Below are 18,762 nucleotides of genomic sequence, written 5' to 3' on the forward strand. Positions count from 1 at the left end.
GGGTGCGTGAGAGTCGGGCGAGGGTGTACTTCCGGCCACCCTTGCGTGTGCATGCCCATGGTTGGATCGGGGCGGTCGGGCCCGGAACCACCGGGGTGCCCCGACCCGTGCCGGGGGGCATGGCCGTTCACGGGCCTCGCCACCGGCCTTCCGCCGTGGCGGGCACCGTGCGCACCCACCGGCCGGCCCCTCACGCGACCGCGACAGCATCTCAGGTACCTGGCCGGAGGGCACCTTGCGCATTCTTCTGATCGCCAGCGCGTTCAACAGCCTGACCCAGCGCGTGCACACCGAACTACGCGAGCGCGGCCACACCGTGGCCGTCGAGCTGGCCCTGGGCGACGACGCGGTGCGCGCGGCCGTCGCCCGGACCGACCCCGACCTGATCGTCTGCCCGATGCTCACCAGGGCCGTTCCGCAGGACGTCTGGTCGACCAGGACCGTCCTGATCGTGCACCCCGGCCCCAAGGGCGACCGGGGCCCGTCCTCGCTGGACTGGGCGATCCACGAGGACGCCGAGGAGTGGGGCGTCACCGTCCTGCAGGCCGTCGAGGAGATGGACGCCGGCGACATCTGGGCGTCCGTGGACCTCGCCGTCGAGCGCTGCGGCAAGAGCGAGCTGTACCGCGGCGAGGTCGCCGACGCGGCCGTCGACGCCGTCCTGCTGGCGGTGCAGCGCCACGCCGGCGGGCTGTTCACCCCCGACCCGCTGGACTACGACCGCCCCGACGTCCGGGGGCGCCTGCGGCCCTACCACGCCCAGGAGTTCCGCCGGATCGACTGGGCCGCCGACGACACCGCCACGGTGCTGCGCAAGCTGCGCTCCGCGGACTCGCAGCCCGGCGTCCTGGACGAGATGTTCGGCCGGGAGTACTTCCTGCACGGCGGCCACCCCGAGGACCGGCTGCGCGGCTCCAGGCCCGGCGCCGTGATCGCCACCCGGGACGGCGCGATCTGCCGGGCCACCACCGACGGCGCGGTGTGGATCCCGCAGCTGCGCCCGCGCCGGACCCCGGGCGGCCCGGCCACCTACAAGCTGCCGGCCACGACGGTGCTCCGCGGGCTGCTCACGGCCGTCCGCGAGGTGCCGGTGAGCCCGGCCGACGCGGCCGGCCGGCAGACCTGGTCGGAGATCCGCTACCGGGAGCAGGGCGATGCCGGGTTCCTCGAATTCTCCTTCGCCGGCGGCGCGATGAGCACGGACCAGTGCCGCCGGCTGCTGGCCGCCTACCAGGAGGCGGCCGAGCGGCCGACCTCGGTGCTGGTCCTCGGCGCCGCCCGCGACTTCTTCTCCAACGGCATCCACCTCAACGTGATCGAGGCCGCACCCTTCCCCGCGCTGGAGTCCTGGGACAACATCAACGCGATGGACGACCTGGTCGAGGCGGTGCTCACCACCACGGACAAGATCACCGTCTCGGCGCTGGCCGGCAACGCGGCGGCGGGCGGACTGATGCTGGCGCTGGCCGCCGACGAGGTCTGGTGCCGCGACTCGGCGGTGCTCAACCCGCACTACCGCCTGATGGGTCTGCACGGCTCCGAGTACTGGACGTACACCCTGCCGCGCCGGGTCGGCGCCGAGCAGGCCGGCCGGCTCACCTCGGCCGCGCTGCCGGTCGGCGCCGCCGAGGCCGCCCGGCTCGGCCTGGTCGACCGGACGGCCGGCGGGGACGCGGCCGGGTTCCGCCGCTGGGTGCTCGCGGAGGCCACCGAGCTGGCCGGTTCGGCCGAACTGACCGGCCGGCTGGTGGAGAAGAAGCGCCGGCGGGCCGAGGACGAGGAGGCCAAGCCGCTCGCCGAGTACCGGGCCGAGGAACTGCGGGAGATGCACCGCAACTTCTACGGCCGCGGCGAGGCGTACCACGAGCTGCGTCGCGCCTTCGTGCACAAGGTCTGCCCGGTTCGTACGCCGGAGCACCTGACCGAACTCCTCGCCCGCGAGTCCTGACCTGGCCGGCCTCGCGTCCCCGCGCCGGTTCCTGACCCGGAGTCGGACCGGAGCCGGCCCGACCACTCCCTGACGGCAGGCCACCGGCCCCGACGGGACATCACGTCCCCGCCGGGGCCGGCGGCCTGCCCGCTCAGCGGCCGGCGGCCGCCCGCTGCCTCGGCACCAGCCGCGGGGCCGGACCTGCGATCACCGGCTGCGCCGGGCGCACCCGGCCGGCGGTGCCGGGCTTGGTCGGCGCAGCCGCGAAGGCCAGCGCGCTGAAGAACACGTAGCAGCCCAGGCCGACGGCCAGCGGGAAGACGAACTGCAGTGCCAGCACACCGCCGTGGGACTCCTTGGCGCCGCTGAGGTGCACCGAGACCGCCGCCATGCCGGTGTAGTGCATCGCGCAGACCGCGACACCCATCACCGGAGCCGCCGCCAGCACCGCGAGGGTGCCCTTGATGTTCAGCGCGGCCCAGAGCGCCGCCGTCGCGGCCAGCACCGCGATCACCACGGAGGCGCCCACGGTGGCCTGGTGGTAGGCGATGTGGCCGGGCACCTCGACCGCGGCCATGCCCATGTAGTGCATGGCCGCCACGCCCAGGCCGGTCGCCGCGCCGCCGGCCAGCAGGGAGCCGGTCCGGTTGCTGCTGTAGCCGACGACGAAGATGCCGAGCCCCACCACCGCGATCGCGACGATCAGGCTGAGCACGGTGAGCGGCACGTCGTAGCGGATCTCGACGCCGGAGACGGAGAACCCCAGCATCGCGATGAAGTGCATGGACCAGATGCCGGCGCCCAGCGACGTCGACGCGAACAGCAGCCAGTTGGCCTTGGTGCGCCCTTCGGACAGCAGCGCCCAGCGGGTGCCGCGCAGTGCGACGAAGGCTCCCAGGCAGGCGGTGAAGTACGAGAGGGCCGGTGTCACCCAGCCGTAGACGGCATGGTGGATCTCACCCAAGAGGATCTCCCTGGACGGAATGGGGAGCAGCGGGTCGCCAGGTCTCGGGCGGCCGGGCCGGCGGGTGAGGGGACGCTCGGCAGGTGCGTCAAGCGTGGAGGGGGGCGCGGGGTTCGCGCGAGTGGGCCGGGCCCGGGCAGGGAGCCTGGCTGCGGTGCCCCTGACAAGAGCGACAGTAGCCACTGCCGGGGGGTCGCACAACGGCCCCGTTTCGGGAGAAATGCCTGGTCAGAGGGTTCCTTCACGGGAGGATCAAGATGTCGGCACCAAGCTCTGACGCCGCCTCCGCAGGGCCCCCGTCCGGTCCGGACGGGGGCCGGTGGGTGCGCGGAGGCCGTGCGGAGGCCTCGCGGAGGTCCTACGGAGGCTTCGGGCCGGCCGGGCCGCGGGTGCGGTCAGCGGTCCTCCGGAGGCTTCGCGCCGGCCGGGCCGCGGGTGCGGTCAGCGGTCCAGCGGTGCGAGCCCGAAGGGGTGGCCGGCCGGGTCGATCAGCACCTTCAGCTGGCGGCCGTGCTGGTACGCCGGCTCGGTGGCACCGAGGGCGATCGCCCGGTCGGTGGCGTCGGTGAGGTCGTCGACGTAGAAGTCGAGGTGGAAGTGCTTGCTCCCGTCCGGGTTCCCGGGCGGCGGCGGTTCGTACCCCTCGACCCGGCCGAAGGCCAGCGGGGTGCCGCCCTCGGGGTTGTCCAGGATCGCGAAGCGGTCGTCGACGTGCCGGGGCTCCCAGCCGAGCAGCCCGCCGTAGAAGGCGGCCAGCGCGGCCGGGTCGGCGCAGTCGATGGTGACCATGGCGAGGCGGGCGAAGCCGTCGGCGTTCTGCTCGGACGGGAGGTCGGACATGCGATCGGCCCTTCTCTGCTGGCTCGGGTCTCTGCCGGCCCGGTGGTGCTGACGGGACTGGTGGTGCCGGTGATGCCCTGTGCTGCGGTCGTCGAGTACCCCTGGTCTTCCTCAAGCATCTCGTGCGGCGTCCCGTTCGGCGCCGCCAAGCTGCCGGTTCCGGTTCGGCGTGTCTCCTCGGGCCCCCGCCGGCGGGGCCGGACGACCCCCGGCCCCGGGCGGGCGGGTGGCCCGGGCCGGTGCGGGATCCGGGGGCCGGGGGCGGGGGGGCGGGATCCTGGGCGGGGGCCGACGCCGCACGGCCCGGCCGGCCGTTGCCCTGGTGGCGGTGGGGGCGCGTGGGACGTGCGGTAACCAATTTTCCTTAGCGAGAGTAATGACATAGTCTAAGGACATGCCCGAAACCTCCGAGCAGGACCTCGCGGCGATCAGCCAGCTGCGGTCGTCCACCATGCGCCTGGCCCGCCGTCTGCGACACCAGCGGGTCGAGGAGTCGCTCAGCCCCACCGAGATGGGGGTGCTCGGCACCCTCGCCCGCTGCGGACAGGCCACACCCGGCGAGCTGGCCCGGCGCGAGCACGTCCAGCCGCCGTCCATGACCAGGATCGTCGCGATGCTGGAGGAGAAGGGCCTGGTATGGCGGGAGCCGCACCCCGAGGACCGCCGCCAGGTGGTCGTCAGCAGCACGGAGCAGGCCGAGACGATCCTGGCCGAGAGCCGGCGCCGCCGCAACGCCTGGCTCGCCGAACTGGCCGAGGGGCTGAGCGAGGAGGAGTGGGCCGTCCTGCGGGAGGCCGCACCCGTCCTCTACAAGCTCGCGCACCTCTGACCACGGCGGAGCGCGGCGGGCAGCCCGCCCGCACCGCCCGCACCACCCGTGACGCCGCACCACCCGCACGACCCCGGGACGAGCACGTCCCACCGCGGCACCACGCCCTGCCCGCACCGCAGAAGGAGCACCGCATCACCGCAGCACCGACCACGCACACCAGTAGCGCGACGCCGGCCCGACCGGACGTTGCGCGCCGAGGGGAGACCACAGTGACACCGCCGGCCGCAGCCGCCGCCGCCATCCGTACCGACGACCCGAGCACCGACCCGGCGGCAGCCGCTGCCCCCGCCGAGAGCCGGGCGCCCAGCCCCACGGGCCTGCCCGGCACCGGCGACGACGACCCCGAGGAACGCACCGCGGCGGCTTCCCCCGCCGCGTCCGACCCGGGCCGCGTCGGTCCGGCCGCCGGCCCCACGGGTGCGCAGTTCACCCGGCCCGGCGGGATGTTCTCCTCGCTCCGGATCCGCAACTACCGCTACTTCTTCCTGGGACAGGTCGTCTCCAACACCGGGACCTGGATGCAGCGGATCGCCCAGGACTGGCTGGTCCTCAGCCTCACCGGCAGCCCGCTGGCCGTCGGCATCACCACCGCCATGCAGTTCCTGCCGATGCTCCTGCTGGGCCTGTTCGGCGGCGTCCTCGCCGACCGGATGCCCAAGCGCCGGCTGCTGATCGCCACCCAGGGCGCGATGGGCCTGCTCGCCGCGGGCCTCGCCGCGATGACCGTCGGCGGCGTCGTGACGCCGTACTACGTCTACGCCTTCGCCCTGCTGCTCGGTCTGGTGACCGTCGTCGACAACCCGACCCGGCAGGCCTTCGTCTCCGAGATGGTCGGCCCGAAGGACCTCGCCAACGCGGTCAGCCTGAACGCCGCCAACTTCCAGACCGCCCGGCTGGTCGGCCCCGCCGTGGCCGGCCTGCTGATCGCGGCCGTCGGCAGCGGCTGGGCCTTCGCCGTCAACGCGCTGTCCTTCGCCGCCGTGATCGGCGGACTGCTGGCGATGCGGACCTCCGAGCTGCGCCCGACCGCGCCGATCGCCCGGGAGAAGGGCCAGCTCCGCGAGGGGCTGCGCTACGTCAAGGAACGCCCGGAGCTGCTCTGGCCGATGGTGCTGGCCGGCTTCATCGGCACCTTCGGGTTCAACTTCCCCACGCTGCTGTCCGGATTCGCGTACGACACCTTCAAGGTCGGCGCCGGGCAGTACGGGCTGCTGAACACCGCGATGGCGGTCGGCTCGCTGGCCGGCGCGCTGCTCGCGGCCCGGCGCGGCGCACCCCGGCTGCGCCGGCTGGTCGCGGCCGCGCTCGGCTTCGGCGTGCTGGAGCTGCTGGCCGCGTTCGCCCCCGGCTACTGGTCCTTCGCGCTGCTGCTGACCCTGATCGGGATCTTCGGGCTGTCCTTCAACACCTCGGTCAACTCGATGCTGCAGCTGGCCACCGACCCCGCCATGCGGGGCCGGGTGATGGGCCTGCTGGTGCTGGTCTTCACCGGCGGCACCCCGATCGGCGCCCCGGTGGTCGGCTGGGTCACCGACGTCTACGGCCCCCGGCTGGGGCTGCTCGCCTGCGGCGTCGTGTCGGCGCTGGCGGCCTTGGTCGTCGGCCTGGTGCTGGCCCGCAGCGCCGACCTGCGGGTGCGGGTCGACCTGCATCCCGGGCGCGGCGGCCGGGTGGTGGCCTTCGTGCCGCGTGCCGCCGCCCCCGCGAAGTCGGAGCTGGCCGCGGCCTGCTGACGACCCGCGGTCCCGGCCGCCCGCCCCGCCCGGCTCCCGGGCCGGGCCGGGCGGCCGGGGCGTTTCGCCGTCGGTGGCGTCCGGCCCGCGGCCCTCGCCCGCCGGCGGCCACCGGTCAGAGCCGGATCTCCAGGATCTGGCCCGGCCACGGCCCGGCCGGCTGCTCGACCTCGAAGGCCTCCGTCTCGGTGAAGCCCAGGGCGCGGTACTGCCCGACCAGCCGCCGGTCGTCGCCCGCGTAGCAGTCCACCCGGAGCAGGCGGACGCCCCGCCGGCGGGCCTCCGCCAAGGCGTCCGCGATCAGCGCGGCGCCGATGCCGGAGCCGGAGCGGGCCCGGTCGGTCACCAGGTTGCGGACGTACAGCTCGGGTTCGGTGACCGGCGTGGCGTACCCGGGCGGGACTTCGGCCAGCACGCAGGCGCCCACCGTCCGGCCCTCGGCGTCCTCGGCGATCCGGACCAGGTGGTCGCGCGCGTAGTCGTGGATCCGCTGCACGGCGGCCGGGCGGGCGGACCACGGCCGGTCGCCCCACTGGCCGGTGCGGCCCCGGGCGGCGAGCCAGGCGATGGCGGAGTCGAGCAGGTCGATGATGGCGGCCGCGTCCTCGGGCCCACCGGTGCGGATCTTCATAAAACCCTTCTAGTCCGCCGCGGCCGGCGAGGGAAGATGGCCTCATGAGGCTCTTCGTGGCGGTGCTGCCGCCGGTGGAAGCGGTGCAGGAACTGGTCGACGCCGTCGCGCCGGTCCGGGAGCTGCCGGGCGCGGACCGGCTGCGCTGGTCGGGCGTCGAGGGCTGGCACCTCACGCTGGCCTTCCTGGGCGAGGTACCGGCCGAGCGCCTCCCCGAGCTGGAGGCGGCGCTCGCCGAGGCCGTCGAGGGGCACGGCGCGCACCGGCTGCGGCTGTCCGGCGCCGGCCGGTTCGGCGACAAGGTGTTCTGGGCGGGCGTGGAGGGCGAGACCTGGGCACTGCGCCGGCTCGCCGAGGCGGTCACCGGCGCGGCTGCCGCTCTGCTCGGGGAGGGGGACGCGTTCCGCTTCCACCCGCACCTGACGCTGGCCCGGGCCGGGTCGGCGCACGGGCAGCGCCGGGCGGTGCGGCGGCACGCGGTGGGGGAGCTGGAGGGGCTCGAAGCGGCGCTGGCGCCGTTCCGCGGCCTCGATTGGGAGGCCGCCGAGGTGCACCTGATGAAGAGCGAGCTGGACGGCGGTTCCGCGCACTACGAGAGCGTGCGCAGCTGGCCGTTGGCCCACTGGGCGCGGGGCGCGGGCGGAGCCTCGGAACCGCCGGCCTAGGCCGGGCCGTCGCCGGTCAGGGCCGTCCGGGCGCCGGTACGGGCGCGGGCCAGGCGAGCATGGCGGTGGCCGCCACCTGCTCCAGCTCGGCGCGCCCGGCGCCGTCCCTGGCGCGCTGGGACATCCCCTGCAGGACGGTCGCGGTGAACATGGCCAGCGCCGCCGCGTCGCTCCCGGGCGGTTCGTGGCCTGCGGCGACGTCGGCCCGGATGCGGGACTCCAGGGCGCGGACGTTGGCGTTGCGGATCTCCCGCAGGTCCTGCTCGACCTCGGGCGAGGTGCAGTTGACCGTCGCGCTGATCAGCAGGCAGCCCCAGGGGTGGGCGGCGTCGGTGTACTCGGCGGCGGCGGTGCGCAGCATCCGGGCGATGCCGGCCCGGACGGTCGGGCCCTCGTCGAGGGCGCGGGGGAGCAGCGAGCCGTAGGTCTGCCGGTAGGAGGCGACCGCCTCCCGGAAGAGCGTCCGCTTGTCGCCGAAGGCCGCGTACAGGCTGGGCGGCCTGATGCCCATGGCGGCGGTGAGGTCGGCCACGGAGGTGGCCTCGTAGCCGTGCTCCCAGAACAGCTCGACGGCCTTGGCCAGGGCGGCGTCGCGGTCGAAGGAGCGGGGGCGTCCGCGCTGGGTGGTGGCCATGGGCGAGATTCTATATCGGGCGCTACAGAAGCGTGCTACGGTCACTTTCATTAGCGACCACTACAGAAATGGGGGGCGTGGCCATGGGCACGCTTTCGGGCAGGACGGCACTGGTCACGGGCGGCAGCCGGGGCATCGGCCGGGGCATCGCCGAGCGGCTGGCCCGCGAGGGCGCCCTGGTCGCCGTGCACTACGGCACCAACCGCGAGGCCGCTGAGCAGACCGTCAAGGGGATCGGGGCCGAGGGCGGCCGGGCCTTCGCCGTCGGCGCCGAACTGGGGCTGCCCGGCGACGCGGACGCGCTCTGGACGGCCTTCGACGCCGCCCTGGCCCGGCACGGCGGCGGCCGCGGCCTGGACATCCTCGTCAACAACGCCGGGATCAACGCCCACGGGCGGATCCACGAGGTCACCGAGGCCGACTACGACCGGGTGTTCGCGGTCAACGTCAAAGCCCCGTTCTTCCTGATCCGGCAGGGCCTGGACCGGCTGCGCGACGGCGGCCGCATCATCAACATCTCCTCCGGCGCCACCCGGATCGCCTTCCCGTCCATCACCGCCTACGCGATGACCAAGGGCGCGCTCGACATCCTGACCCGGACCCTGGCCCAGGACCTCGGGCCGCGCGGGATCACCGTCAACTCGGTCTCGCCGGGCATCGTCGCCACCGACATCAACCCCTGGCTGGCCGACCCGGCCGAGCACGCCCGGGCCGCCGGCTACGCCGCGCTGGGGCGGGTCGGCGAGGCCGCGGACATCGCCGACGTGGTGGGCTTCCTGGCGTCCGACGACGCGCGCTGGGTCACCGGGCAGGACCTGGAGGCGTCCGGCGGCTCGGCACTCGGCGTCTGAGCGCCGGCCGGACGGCCCGCACGCCGGGCCGCGCCGGGCCGGGGGTACGCTCGTTGACCGTGGACCCCAAGACTCGCATGCGTATCGTGACCGGCGCCCTGGTGCTGCTGCTGGCAGTCGTGGTGATCAGCTCCCTGGTCACCAGGTAACGGCGGCCGGGCCGGGAGCCCGTGCGGCCGGCCCGGCGGAACAGCGAAACGGAAGGGCCACCGCCCGCGGGCGGTGGCCCTTCCGTCAGCTTGCGACCGTGGTCAGAGCTGTCCGACCACGTGGTCGATGCAGGCGGTGAGCGCCTCGACGTCCGCCGGGTCGATCGCCGGGAACATCGCGATGCGCAGCTGGTTGCGGCCCAGCTTGCGGTACGGCTCGGTGTCGACGATGCCGTTGGCACGCAGTGCCTTGGCGATCGCGGCGGCGTCGATCGACTCGTCGAAGTCGATCGTGCCGACCACCTGCGAGCGCTCGGCCGGGTTGACGACGAACGGCTGCGCGAAGGAGGACTTCTCGGCCCAGGTGTACAGGCGGGACGAGGAATCAGCCGTACGGGCGACGGCCCAGTCGAGCCCGCCGTTGCCGTTCAGCCACTCCAGCTGGTCGGCCAGCAGGAACAGCGTCGAGATCGACGGGGTGTTGTACGTCTGGTCCTTCGACGAGTTGTCGATGGCCGTCGGCAGGTCGAAGAACGGCGGGATGTACCGGCCGGAGGCGGCGATCTCGGCGGCGCGCTCCAGGGCGGCCGGGGAGAAGGACGCCAGCCAGAGGCCGCCCTCGGAGGCGAAGGACTTCTGCGGCGCGAAGTAGTAGACGTCCGTCTCGGTGATGTCCACCGGCAGGCCGCCGGCGCCCGAGGTCGCGTCGACCAGCACCAGGGAGCCCTCGTCGCCGCCCACCGGGCGGTTGATCGGCATCGCGACGCCGGTCGAGGTCTCGTTGTGGGTGAGCGCGTAGACGTCCACGCCCGCCTCGGCGACCGGCAGCGGGTGGGTGCCCGGCTCGGTCTTGATCACCGACGGGTCGGCCAGCCACGGGGCGGCCTTCACCGAGGAGGCGAACTTGGAGGAGAACTCGCCGAAGTTCAGGTGCTGCGACTTCTCGCGCACCAGGCCGAATGCCGCGATGTCCCAGAAGGCGGTGGAGCCGCCGTTGCCGAGCACCACCTCGTACCCCTCGGGGAGGGAGAAGAGGCTGCTCACGCCCTCGCGCACACGCTTCACCAGGTCCTTGACGGGAGCCTGGCGGTGCGAGGTGCCGAGCAGGGCGGAGCCGGTCGCGGCGAGGGCACTGAGGGCCTCGGGGCGCACCTTGGACGGGCCGCAGCCGAAACGGCCGTCTGCGGGCTTGATGTCAGCGGGGATCTGGATCTGAGCCACAGGCGCAGCCTACTGGCTCGGATTGCGGAGTTGTTACGGTCGTCCGCCCGCTGAGATGTGATCTTTGCGGCGAAGGGCCCGCGCCGCGGTGCGCACGGGCCCGGGGAGCGCGGCTCCCCGGGCCCGTCCGGCGTGTCGGCGGGGCCGCGGCCGTCCGGGCCCGCGGGCACCGGTCGCGGCCGCGGCCCCGCCGGGCGGGTCAGTGTGCGATCGAGCCGTAGCCCTCGACCTCGCGCGGGCTGCGCGGGCCGGGGCCGATGTAGCGGGCGGCCGGGCGGACCAGGCGGCCGGTGCGCTTCTGCTCCAGGATGTGCGCCGACCAGCCGGCCGTGCGGGCACAGGTGAACATCGAGGTGAACATGTGCGCCGGGACCTCGGCGAAGTCCAGCATGATCGCGGCCCAGAACTCCACGTTGGTGGCCAGCACGCGGTCGGGGCGGCGGTTGTGCAGCTCCTCCAGCGCGGCCTTCTCCAGCGCCTCGGCGATCTCGAAGCGCGGCGCGCCGAGCTCCTTGGCGGTGCGGCGCAGCACGCGGGCGCGCGGGTCCTCCGCGCGGTAGACGCGGTGGCCGAAGCCCATCAGGCGCTCGCCCTTGTCGAGGGCCTGCTTGACCCAGGCGGTGGCGTCGCCGGTGCGCTCGATCTCCTCGATCATGCCCAGCACGCGGGACGGCGCGCCGCCGTGCAGCGGGCCGGACATCGCGCCGACGGCGCCCGACAGGGCGGCCGCGACGTCGGCGCCGGTGGAGGCGATGACCCGGGCGGTGAAGGTGGAGGCGTTCATGCCGTGCTCGGCGGCCGACGTCCAGTAGGCGTCGATGGCCTTGACGTGCTTCGGGTCGGGCTCGCCGCGCCAGCGGATCATGAAGCGCTCGACGACCGTCTCGGCCTTGTCGATCTCGCTCTGCGGCACCATCGGCAGGCCCTGGCCGCGGGCGGACTGCGCCACGTACGACAGGGCCATCACCGCGGCGCGGGCGAGGTCGTCGCGGGCCTGCTCGGCGGAGATGTCCAGCAGCGGCTTGAGGCCCCAGACCGGCGCCAGCATGGCCAGCGCGGACTGCACGTCGACCCGGATGTCGCCGGAGTGGACCGGGATCGGGAAGGGCTCGGCGGCGGGCAGGCCCGGGTTGAACTTGCCGTCCACCAGCAGGCCCCACACGTGGCCGAAGGAGACGTGGCCGACCAGCTCGTCGATGTCGACGCCGCGGTACCGCAGGGCGCCGCCTTCCCGGTCGGGCTCGGCGATCTCGCTCTCGAAAGCGACGACTCCCTCAAGCCCGGGTACGAAGTCGGACATGCGACGGCTCCTTCAGTTCTGCGATCGGCGGGCGGCCGTGGTGGGGCAGCACGCCAGTGACCGATGGTGGTTGGCACTCGGTGCCAGCGTCTCAGGCACCGGGTGCATTGCGCCATACACCACCGAGGTGATGTTTCCCGAAGGCCGCCCCACCTGGCGCTCGTTCTTCGTCCGGTTGACCGGTGCGGCCGTGATTCCTGCGGAACCAACCGGTCCGATCCGGACATTCCCCCGGAGGACGGGCGGTGAAGCGGTGGCGAGACACCTTATCTCCCACCGGGGTTTGTCCGGACGTAGCAGTGCCCGTTGCTTGTCGTACGGGATGATGTTGCCGTGCAGACCCCGGAAAGCGACCACCCCACGCCCCCGAGCCCGGATCTCGCCGCGATGCGCGAGCACTACGCCCACGAGGGCCTGGCCGAGGCGGACCTCGCCGACGACCCGGTGACCCAGTTCACCCGCTGGTTCCACGACGCGGGCCGGGCCGGGGCGGCCGAGCCCAACGCGATGGTGCTCTCCACCGCGGACGCCGAGGGCCGGCCCAGCTCGCGGACGGTCCTGCTGAAGGGCTACGACCGGCGCGGATTCGTCTTCTACACCAACTACGGCTCCCGCAAGGGCGCGGAGATCGCCGCCAACCCGCACGCCGCGCTGCTCTTCCCGTGGATCACGCTGGCCCGCCAGGTGATCGTCCAGGGCCGGGTGGAGAAGGTCGGCCGGGACGAGACCGCCGCCTACTTCCGCACCCGCCCGCACGGCTCCCAGCTGGGCGCCTGGGCCAGCGAGCAGTCCAGTCCGGTCGACGGCCGCGAGGTGCTGGAGCAGCGCTACGCCGAGCTGGAACGCCGCTACCCCGAGGGCGAGGGCGTCCCGGTGCCGCCCTTCTGGGGCGGCTACCGGGTCGTCCCGGAGGTCGTCGAGTTCTGGCAGGGCCGCGCGAACCGGCTGCACGACCGGCTCCGCTACGTCGCCGAGGGCGCGGGCTGGCGGGTGGAGCGGCTCTGCCCGTGAGCGGGCGGGGAGGCGCCGCCGGCGCCGCGCCGGCACCCGGGCGGGAGCCCCCGCGCGGGCTCCCGCCGGGGTCGGACCGTTGCGGCCGTACGGCTGACAGCCGCGCGGCGCAGCACGCGGCCTGAGAAGGTGTCAGGTGTAGGATGCGCGTCGCGGACCGGGTCTGATTCCCTATCCCCAGCCCGCTCCGCCGAGAGATCGAATGAGGGACTGATGAGCGTCACAGGCGCGGACACCGGCTCTGGCCTCCGCTCTGATCTGGTCGACGTCGCCGACCTTCCCCTCGACGACCTCGACGACCTCCCGGACACCGTGCTCGGCGAGCTGCTGCGCCGCCTGGTCGCGGACGCCGTGACGCCCGGCGCCGAGCCGGTCGCCGCCTTCCAGTCGTCGCTCTGAGTCACCGGACCCGGGCGCCCGCCAGGCGCCGCCCCGCACCGTCCGCGCAGCGGGCAGCCCGCTCGGACGCTTCGGGAAACCGCCCCCACATTGCTGAACTGCCCTGCGGAACAGCCTGAGTTCACGACATCCTGGGTATGACAGCAGGAAAAAGTCGCGGCTCCGGAGGGCCCTGGGGGGTGCAGTGCGGCCGTATTTCTTCTTCAGCTACGCGCGGCAGGACTACGCGAACGGCGGCGTGTTCGTCGACCACTTCTTCCGGGACCTGCGGGACGAGCTGGGCCGGATCGAACCCGTCGCCGCCTACGAGGAGCTCAGCTACCGCGACACCGACGTCCTGCGGCTGGGCGACAACTGGGAGCAGCAGCTCGCCCAGATGCTGGGCTCCAGCCGGACGATGGTCGCGCTCTACTCCCCGGCGTACTTCGCCAGCCTCTACTGCGGCAAGGAGTGGACGGCCTTCCGCGGCCGGGTGCGAAGACACCAGGAGCTGACCGGCGACGTCCTGCCCGCCCTGATACCCGTCCTGTGGGAGTCCCTGCCGGGCGAGCTGCCCCCCGAGGTGCAGAAGATCCAGTACGTCCAGCAGGGGATGGGTGACACCTACCCCCGCTCGGGCCTGCGCGACCTGCTGCGCACCGATCCCGGCGGACCGGATTACCGCCGGGTCGTCGAGGTGGTCGCGGCGCGGATCAGGGACGCCGCCGCCCGCCCGCTCAGCGAACTGCCCGAGTTCGACCTGGGGGCCGTCCGCGGCTACTTCCCGGTGCCGGCGCTGCCCGCCCCGCTGCCCGCCTCGGCGGGCATGGTGCGGATCTTCGTGGCCGCCGGCCGGGCGGCCGAGGGGCTGCCCGCCGAGGCCTCGGCGGCCGGCGCCGCCGGCGCCGCCGGTGCTTCCGGGACGTCCGCCGCCGGCGGTGGTGCGGTCGGTGGTGCGGCCGGCGGCTGGTACGGCAGCCGCCCCTGGCAGTGGGCGCCCTACCACCCGCCGACCAGCCCCTCGCTGGTGGTCCGGGCCCAGCAGGTGATCACGGCGGCCGGCCACATCACCACCTGGGACGAGATCCGCCCCGGCCTCGGCGCCCAGCTCGACCGGGCCCGCGAGGACAGCCAGGTCAGCGTGCTGCTGGTGGACCCCTGGGTGGCCGGGCTGGAACCGTACCGGGAGGCGCTGCGCGAGTACGACGGCCAGAACCACCCCGTCACCGGCGTCGTGGTGCCCGTCGGCACCGGCGACCCGGCCGCGGGGCCGGAGCGCGACGCGCTCTGGGCCGGCGTACGCGGCGTGTTCCCGCGCAACTGGCTGCGCCGGAGCGATCCGGAGCAGCTCTTCCGGGTCCGCGTACCCAGGGAGAACTTCGACACCGAGCTCACCATCATGGTGACGGTCGCTCAGAACAAGCTCATGGACGACAACTTCGATTGGGGGGACGATGGCGACGGTGCTGCCTTCGGCTTCGGACCCGGCGGCGCGGACGGCGGACCGGTGATGCCGGGACTGTCCATCCCGGCGGGGCCGCCCGGCCCGCGTCGCAGCCCCGACGGGTCGGCCGTCGGCACGAGGGGGGACGAGGACGATGCTCGCTGAGCCCGGGGCGGACCAGGGGAGGACGGGCCGAGGCTCGGTCGTCACCTTCTACTCCTTCAAGGGCGGGACCGGCCGCACCATGGCGCTCGCCAACGTCGGCTGGATCCTGGCCAGCCGCGGGCAGCGCGTCCTGGTCGTCGACTGGGACCTGGAGGCGCCCGGCCTGCACCGCTACTACCACCCGCTGCTGGTCGACCCCGAACTGCACGACACCGACGGTCTGATCGACCTGCTGCGGGCCTACGTCCGGCAGTCGCTGCCCTCCACCGGCGGGCCGGCCGGGCAGGGGCCGGAGGAGTGGCTCGACGGGGCGGGGCGACCGGACAGCTACATCTGCGGCCTCGCGCTCGACCTGCCGCCCGGCGGCAGGCTGGACTTCCTGCCGGCCGGCCGGCAGAACGCGGCCTACTCGGCGGCCGTCACCAGCTTCAACTGGCGCAGTTTCTACCACGGCCGGGACATCCGCGGCGGTGAGTTCCTGCGTGCCCTGCGCGAGCGCTGGGCACGGAGCTACGACTACGTCCTGATCGACAGCCGCACCGGCGTCAGCGACACCTCGGGCATCTGCACCGTGCTGATGCCCGACACCGTCGTCGACTGCTTCACCTTCAGCGCGCAGAACATCCGCGGCGGCGTCGACGCCGCGCGCACCATCGCGGAGGCCGAGGAGCGCGCGATCAGGGTGATGCCGGTGCCGATGCGGGTCGAGGACGCCGAGCAGGAACGGCTGGAGGCCGGGCGGGACTTCGCCCGCGAGTCGTTCGCGCCCTACCTCGGCCGCTGGCTGCCCGCCGAGCGCCGGGCCGGCTACTGGAGCGACGTCGAGATCCCCTACAAGCCGTTCTACGCCTACGAGGAGGTGCCCGCCACCGTCGCCGACCGCCCGCAGGAGGCCCGCAGCCTGCTCAACGCCTTCGAGCGGCTGGCCGGCTGGATCACCGACGGGCGGGTCCGGGCGCTGCGGCCGCTCTCCGGCGAGGCCCGGCGCCGGCTGTACGGCGCCTACCTGCGCTCCTCCCGGTCGGTACCGCGCCAGGTGTACGTCAGCTACGCGCCCGAGGACCGGATGTGGGCCGAGTGGGCCGCCACGGTGCTCACCGGCTTCGGCTACCAGGCCTCGCTGCACAGCGCCGCCGAACCGTTCGCCGGGCTGCCGCCGGAGGCCGCCGGGCCCCTGGAGGGTCAGGGCCGGCTGCTGGCGCTGCTCTCCCCCGAGTACACCGCGCTGCCCCGGGCCGCCGAGGTCTGGCAGCTGCTCAACGGGCACGAACTCGCCACCGGCGCACCGCTGGTGGCCGCCCTGCGGCTGCAGGAGTCGGACGAGCCGGTGCCACGCCCGTTCGTCGGCCGGTCGGTGCCGGAGCTGGTCAGGTCCTCGGCGGTGCCGGCCGAGGCGCAGCTCTACGCCGAACTCGGCCCCGCACCCGGCTCCAACCGGCAACTCGGCAACGACAGCGGCGAGTTCCCCACCACCTCGCGCTTCCCCGGGACGACCCCGCAGGTGCAGGACGCGCCCTCGCGGAACGCCTCCTTCACCGGCCGCGGCCGGCTGCTCGAACTGCTGCGCAACCGCTTCACCGCCGGCTCCAGCGCCGTCCTCAGCCAAGTCCTCTACGGCATCGGCGGGGTGGGCAAGTCGCAGAGCGCCGTCGAGTACGCGCACCGGTTCAAGGCGGCGTACGACGTGGTCTGGTGGGTGCCCGCGGAGGAGCCGGCCAACATCCCGCAGAAGCTCGCCGAACTGGCGCCCCGGCTGGGCATCCAGGGCGGCGACGACGTCGCGCACACCGCCGCCGCGGTGCTGGACGCGCTGCGCCGCGGCCAGCCGTTCCGCCGCTGGCTGCTGGTCTACGACAACGCGGGTACGCCCGACGAGCTCGCCCCCTGGCTGCCGGCGGGCTCCCCGGGCGGCCACGTGCTGATCACCTCGCGCAACCAGGGCTGGTCCAAGCACGCCGGGCTGGTCGAGGTCGACGTCTTCAGCCGCGAGGAGAGCGTCGGGCTGCTCCGGCGCTTCAACTCCGGTCTGGCGCCCGAGGACGCCGACCACGTCGCGCACCTGCTCGGCGATCTGCCGCTGGCCGTCGGGCAGGCGGCGGTCTGGCTGCAGGAGACCCCGATGCCGGTCGCCACCTACCTGGAACTGCTGGACGACGCCCTCACCGAGATGCTGGAGCGCACCCGGCTGCGCCCGGCGGACTACCCGCACTCGGCCGCCGCCACCTGGCGGATCTCGGTCGAGGAACTGCGCGGCGTGAACGGGCCGGCCGCCCAGATCCTGGAGATCTGCGCCTTCTTCGGCCCGGACGCCATCCCGATGCGGCTGCTCTACAGCCGGGCCGTCACGCACGCCCTGACGCTGCCGCCGTTCGCCCCCCGGGACAAGCTCGCGATCGGCGAGTTCCTGCGCGCCATCAACCGGTTCGGCCTGGCCAGGACCGACCAGGGCAGCGAGACCCTGACCGTGCACCGGCTCGTCCAGGCGGTGCTGCGCGACCAGGTCGACGAGGAGCGCAAGGCCGAGATCCGGGCGGTCGTGCACGACGCGCTGGCCGCCGCGAACCCCGGCGACCCCGACATCCCGGCCAACTGGCCGCAGTACGCCGAACTGCTGCCCCACCTGGGCCCATCCGGCGCCGCCTCCAGCTCGGACGAGCGGGTCCGGCAGTGGATCATCGACTCGGTCCGCTACCAGTGGAAGCGCAGCCTGCACGCGTCCGGCCGCGAACTGGCGGAGCGCACCCTGGAGCACTGGCGCGAGGAGAGCTTCGGCGGCCCCGGCTTCGACGTCGAGAACGACGCCCAGACCCTGATGCTGCGCACCCAGCTGAGCAACATCCGCCGCTCCCAGGGCGCCCTGCAACAGGCGTACGAGATGGACAAGGACATCCTGGAGAGGTTCCGCGCGACCCTCGGCCCCGAGCACTCGCACACCCTGGCCGTCGCCAACAGCCTCGGCGCCGACCTGCGCTTCCTCGGCCGCTACGAGGAGGCCCGGGCGATGGACCGGCAGACCCTGGACGCGGCCCGCCGCACCCTCGGCCCGGACCACCCGCGGACCCTCATGATCACCAACAACCTGGCCGTCTCCGACTACCTGGCCGGTGACCGCCGGGCGGCCCTGGAGCGCCACCGGCGCAACTACCAGCAGCAGCGGGACGCCCTGGGCGCGCACAGCCTGTACGCGCTCTCCTCGGCCAGCAACTACGCCCGCGACCTGCGCGAGACCGGGCGCCTGCGGGAGGCCCTGGAGCTGCTGGAGGACACCGTCCGCACCTACCAGCAGACCATCGGCGACTCGCACACCGACACCCTGCGGGCCCGCAAGAACCTCGCCGTCGCGCTGCGCCGGGCCGGGCGCTACTCCGAGGCGCTGGAGATCGACGAGGACATCTACCAGCGCTACCTCGACATCAACGGCGCCGAACACCCCGACACCCTCGCCGCCGCCTCCAACCTGGCCAGCGACTACAACGCGCTCGGCGACACCGAGCAGGCGATCCCGCTCGCCGAACGCGCGCTCGCCCGCTACCGCGACTACCTCGGCGAGGACCACCCGGTCACGCTGGCGGCCGCCAACAACCTCTCCGTCTACCTGCGGCTGGTCGGCCGCGGCCCGGAGGCCCGGGAGCTGTCCGGCCGCACGCTCGACCAGTTCCGCGCCGTCCTCGGCGACGGCCACCTCTACATCCCGATCGCGATGATGAACCACGCCAACGACCTCGTGGTGGCCGGCGAGGCCGCCGCGGCGATGGCGCTGGAGGAGGAGGCCGCGCCGCTGATGGCCGAGACCCTCGGCCCGGACCACTACGACACCATCGGGATCGTCTCGAACCTGTCGCTCAGCCTGGCCGCCGCCGGGCTCCGCGAGCGGGCCGCCGAACTGCGGGCCGACTGCGTCCGGCGGGCCCGGCAGACCCTCGGGGAGGAGCACCCGACGACCGTGGCGGTGAGGAACGCCACCAGGCTCGACTCCGACATCGAGCCGCCGTCCGTGTGACATTGGCCCGACAC

General features: G+C 73.9%; 15 protein-coding genes. 9 read left to right on the forward strand and 6 right to left on the reverse strand.

Features of this window, described 5'->3' with window-relative positions:
- Positions 1-235: 235 nt before the first annotated feature.
- Positions 236-1,948: a hydrogenase maturation protein gene (locus tag J2S46_RS23365; protein ID WP_191290645.1), complete on the forward strand. Its 1,713-nt coding sequence runs from the start codon at positions 236-238 to the stop codon at positions 1,946-1,948.
- A gap of 133 nt (positions 1,949-2,081) precedes the next feature.
- Here the strand turns inward: J2S46_RS23365 and J2S46_RS23370 are convergent, their stop codons facing one another.
- Positions 2,082-2,894, reverse strand: a complete 813-nt coding sequence (locus J2S46_RS23370) for an MHYT domain-containing protein (RefSeq protein ID WP_191290646.1) — start codon at positions 2,892-2,894, stop codon at positions 2,082-2,084.
- 441 nt (positions 2,895-3,335) lie between these two features.
- Positions 3,336-3,734: a VOC family protein gene (locus tag J2S46_RS23375; protein WP_229912815.1), complete on the reverse strand. Its 399-nt coding sequence runs from the start codon at positions 3,732-3,734 to the stop codon at positions 3,336-3,338.
- A 394-nt stretch (positions 3,735-4,128) separates the two neighbouring features.
- Here J2S46_RS23375 and J2S46_RS23380 point away from each other — a divergent pair, with 394 nt between their 5' ends.
- Positions 4,129-4,563, forward strand: a complete 435-nt coding sequence (locus tag J2S46_RS23380) for a MarR family winged helix-turn-helix transcriptional regulator (RefSeq protein WP_191290647.1) — start codon at positions 4,129-4,131, stop codon at positions 4,561-4,563.
- A 212-nt stretch (positions 4,564-4,775) separates the two neighbouring features.
- The gene (locus J2S46_RS23385; protein WP_229912816.1) at positions 4,776-6,299 is read left to right on the forward strand and encodes an MFS transporter; all 1,524 of its coding nucleotides are present in this window, start codon (positions 4,776-4,778) and stop codon (positions 6,297-6,299) included.
- A gap of 115 nt (positions 6,300-6,414) precedes the next feature.
- Here the strand turns inward: J2S46_RS23385 and J2S46_RS23390 are convergent, their stop codons facing one another.
- Positions 6,415-6,930 carry a GNAT family N-acetyltransferase gene (locus tag J2S46_RS23390; protein ID WP_191290648.1) on the reverse strand — a complete coding sequence of 172 codons (516 nt, stop codon included), beginning with the start codon at positions 6,928-6,930 and terminating at the stop codon, positions 6,415-6,417.
- Between the two features lie 44 nt (positions 6,931-6,974).
- On the opposite strand from J2S46_RS23390, the gene thpR reads away from it, so the two are divergent.
- On the forward strand, positions 6,975-7,595 hold the full coding sequence (gene thpR / locus J2S46_RS23395; RefSeq protein ID WP_191290649.1) for an RNA 2',3'-cyclic phosphodiesterase: 621 nt from the start codon (positions 6,975-6,977) through the stop codon (positions 7,593-7,595).
- A gap of 16 nt (positions 7,596-7,611) precedes the next feature.
- Here thpR and J2S46_RS23400 read toward each other — a convergent pair whose 3' ends face one another.
- Positions 7,612-8,229, reverse strand: a complete 618-nt coding sequence (locus tag J2S46_RS23400; RefSeq protein WP_191290650.1) for a TetR/AcrR family transcriptional regulator — start codon at positions 8,227-8,229, stop codon at positions 7,612-7,614.
- A gap of 83 nt (positions 8,230-8,312) precedes the next feature.
- On the opposite strand from J2S46_RS23400, the gene J2S46_RS23405 reads away from it, so the two are divergent.
- A complete protein-coding gene (locus tag J2S46_RS23405) occupies positions 8,313-9,080 on the forward strand; it encodes a glucose 1-dehydrogenase (protein WP_191290651.1) in 768 nt (255 codons plus the stop codon).
- Between the two features lie 251 nt (positions 9,081-9,331).
- On the opposite strand, the gene serC is transcribed toward J2S46_RS23405, so the two are convergent.
- Entirely contained in the window at positions 9,332-10,450 is a 1,119-nt protein-coding gene (serC, locus tag J2S46_RS23410) for a phosphoserine transaminase (RefSeq protein ID WP_191290652.1), read from the reverse strand.
- A gap of 199 nt (positions 10,451-10,649) precedes the next feature.
- Entirely contained in the window at positions 10,650-11,750 is a 1,101-nt protein-coding gene (locus J2S46_RS23415; protein WP_073924063.1) for a citrate synthase 2, read from the reverse strand.
- Positions 11,751-12,083: 333 nt separating this feature from the next.
- On the opposite strand from J2S46_RS23415, the gene pdxH reads away from it, so the two are divergent.
- The 4 genes from pdxH (at position 12,084) to fxsT (ending at position 18,748) form a co-directional block, all read left to right on the forward strand.
- The gene (gene pdxH, locus J2S46_RS23420; protein ID WP_370882227.1) at positions 12,084-12,761 is read left to right on the forward strand and encodes a pyridoxamine 5'-phosphate oxidase; all 678 of its coding nucleotides are present in this window, start codon (positions 12,084-12,086) and stop codon (positions 12,759-12,761) included.
- A gap of 213 nt (positions 12,762-12,974) precedes the next feature.
- Positions 12,975-13,160 carry an FxSxx-COOH cyclophane-containing RiPP peptide gene (fxsA, locus tag J2S46_RS23425; RefSeq protein WP_191290653.1) on the forward strand — a complete coding sequence of 62 codons (186 nt, stop codon included), beginning with the start codon at positions 12,975-12,977 and terminating at the stop codon, positions 13,158-13,160.
- Positions 13,161-13,344: 184 nt separating this feature from the next.
- Positions 13,345-14,748: a TIR-like protein FxsC gene (locus tag J2S46_RS23430; protein WP_191290654.1), complete on the forward strand. Its 1,404-nt coding sequence runs from the start codon at positions 13,345-13,347 to the stop codon at positions 14,746-14,748.
- Complete coding sequence (gene fxsT / locus J2S46_RS23435) at positions 14,738-18,748, forward strand: FxSxx-COOH system tetratricopeptide repeat protein (RefSeq protein WP_191290655.1); 4,011 nt, start codon at positions 14,738-14,740, stop codon at positions 18,746-18,748. The genes J2S46_RS23430 and fxsT overlap by 11 nt, the downstream gene beginning before the upstream one ends.
- Positions 18,749-18,762: the final 14 nt, after the last annotated feature.

It is taken from the genome of Kitasatospora herbaricolor (assembly GCF_030813695.1).
GTDB lineage: Bacteria > Actinomycetota > Actinomycetes > Streptomycetales > Streptomycetaceae > Kitasatospora > Kitasatospora herbaricolor.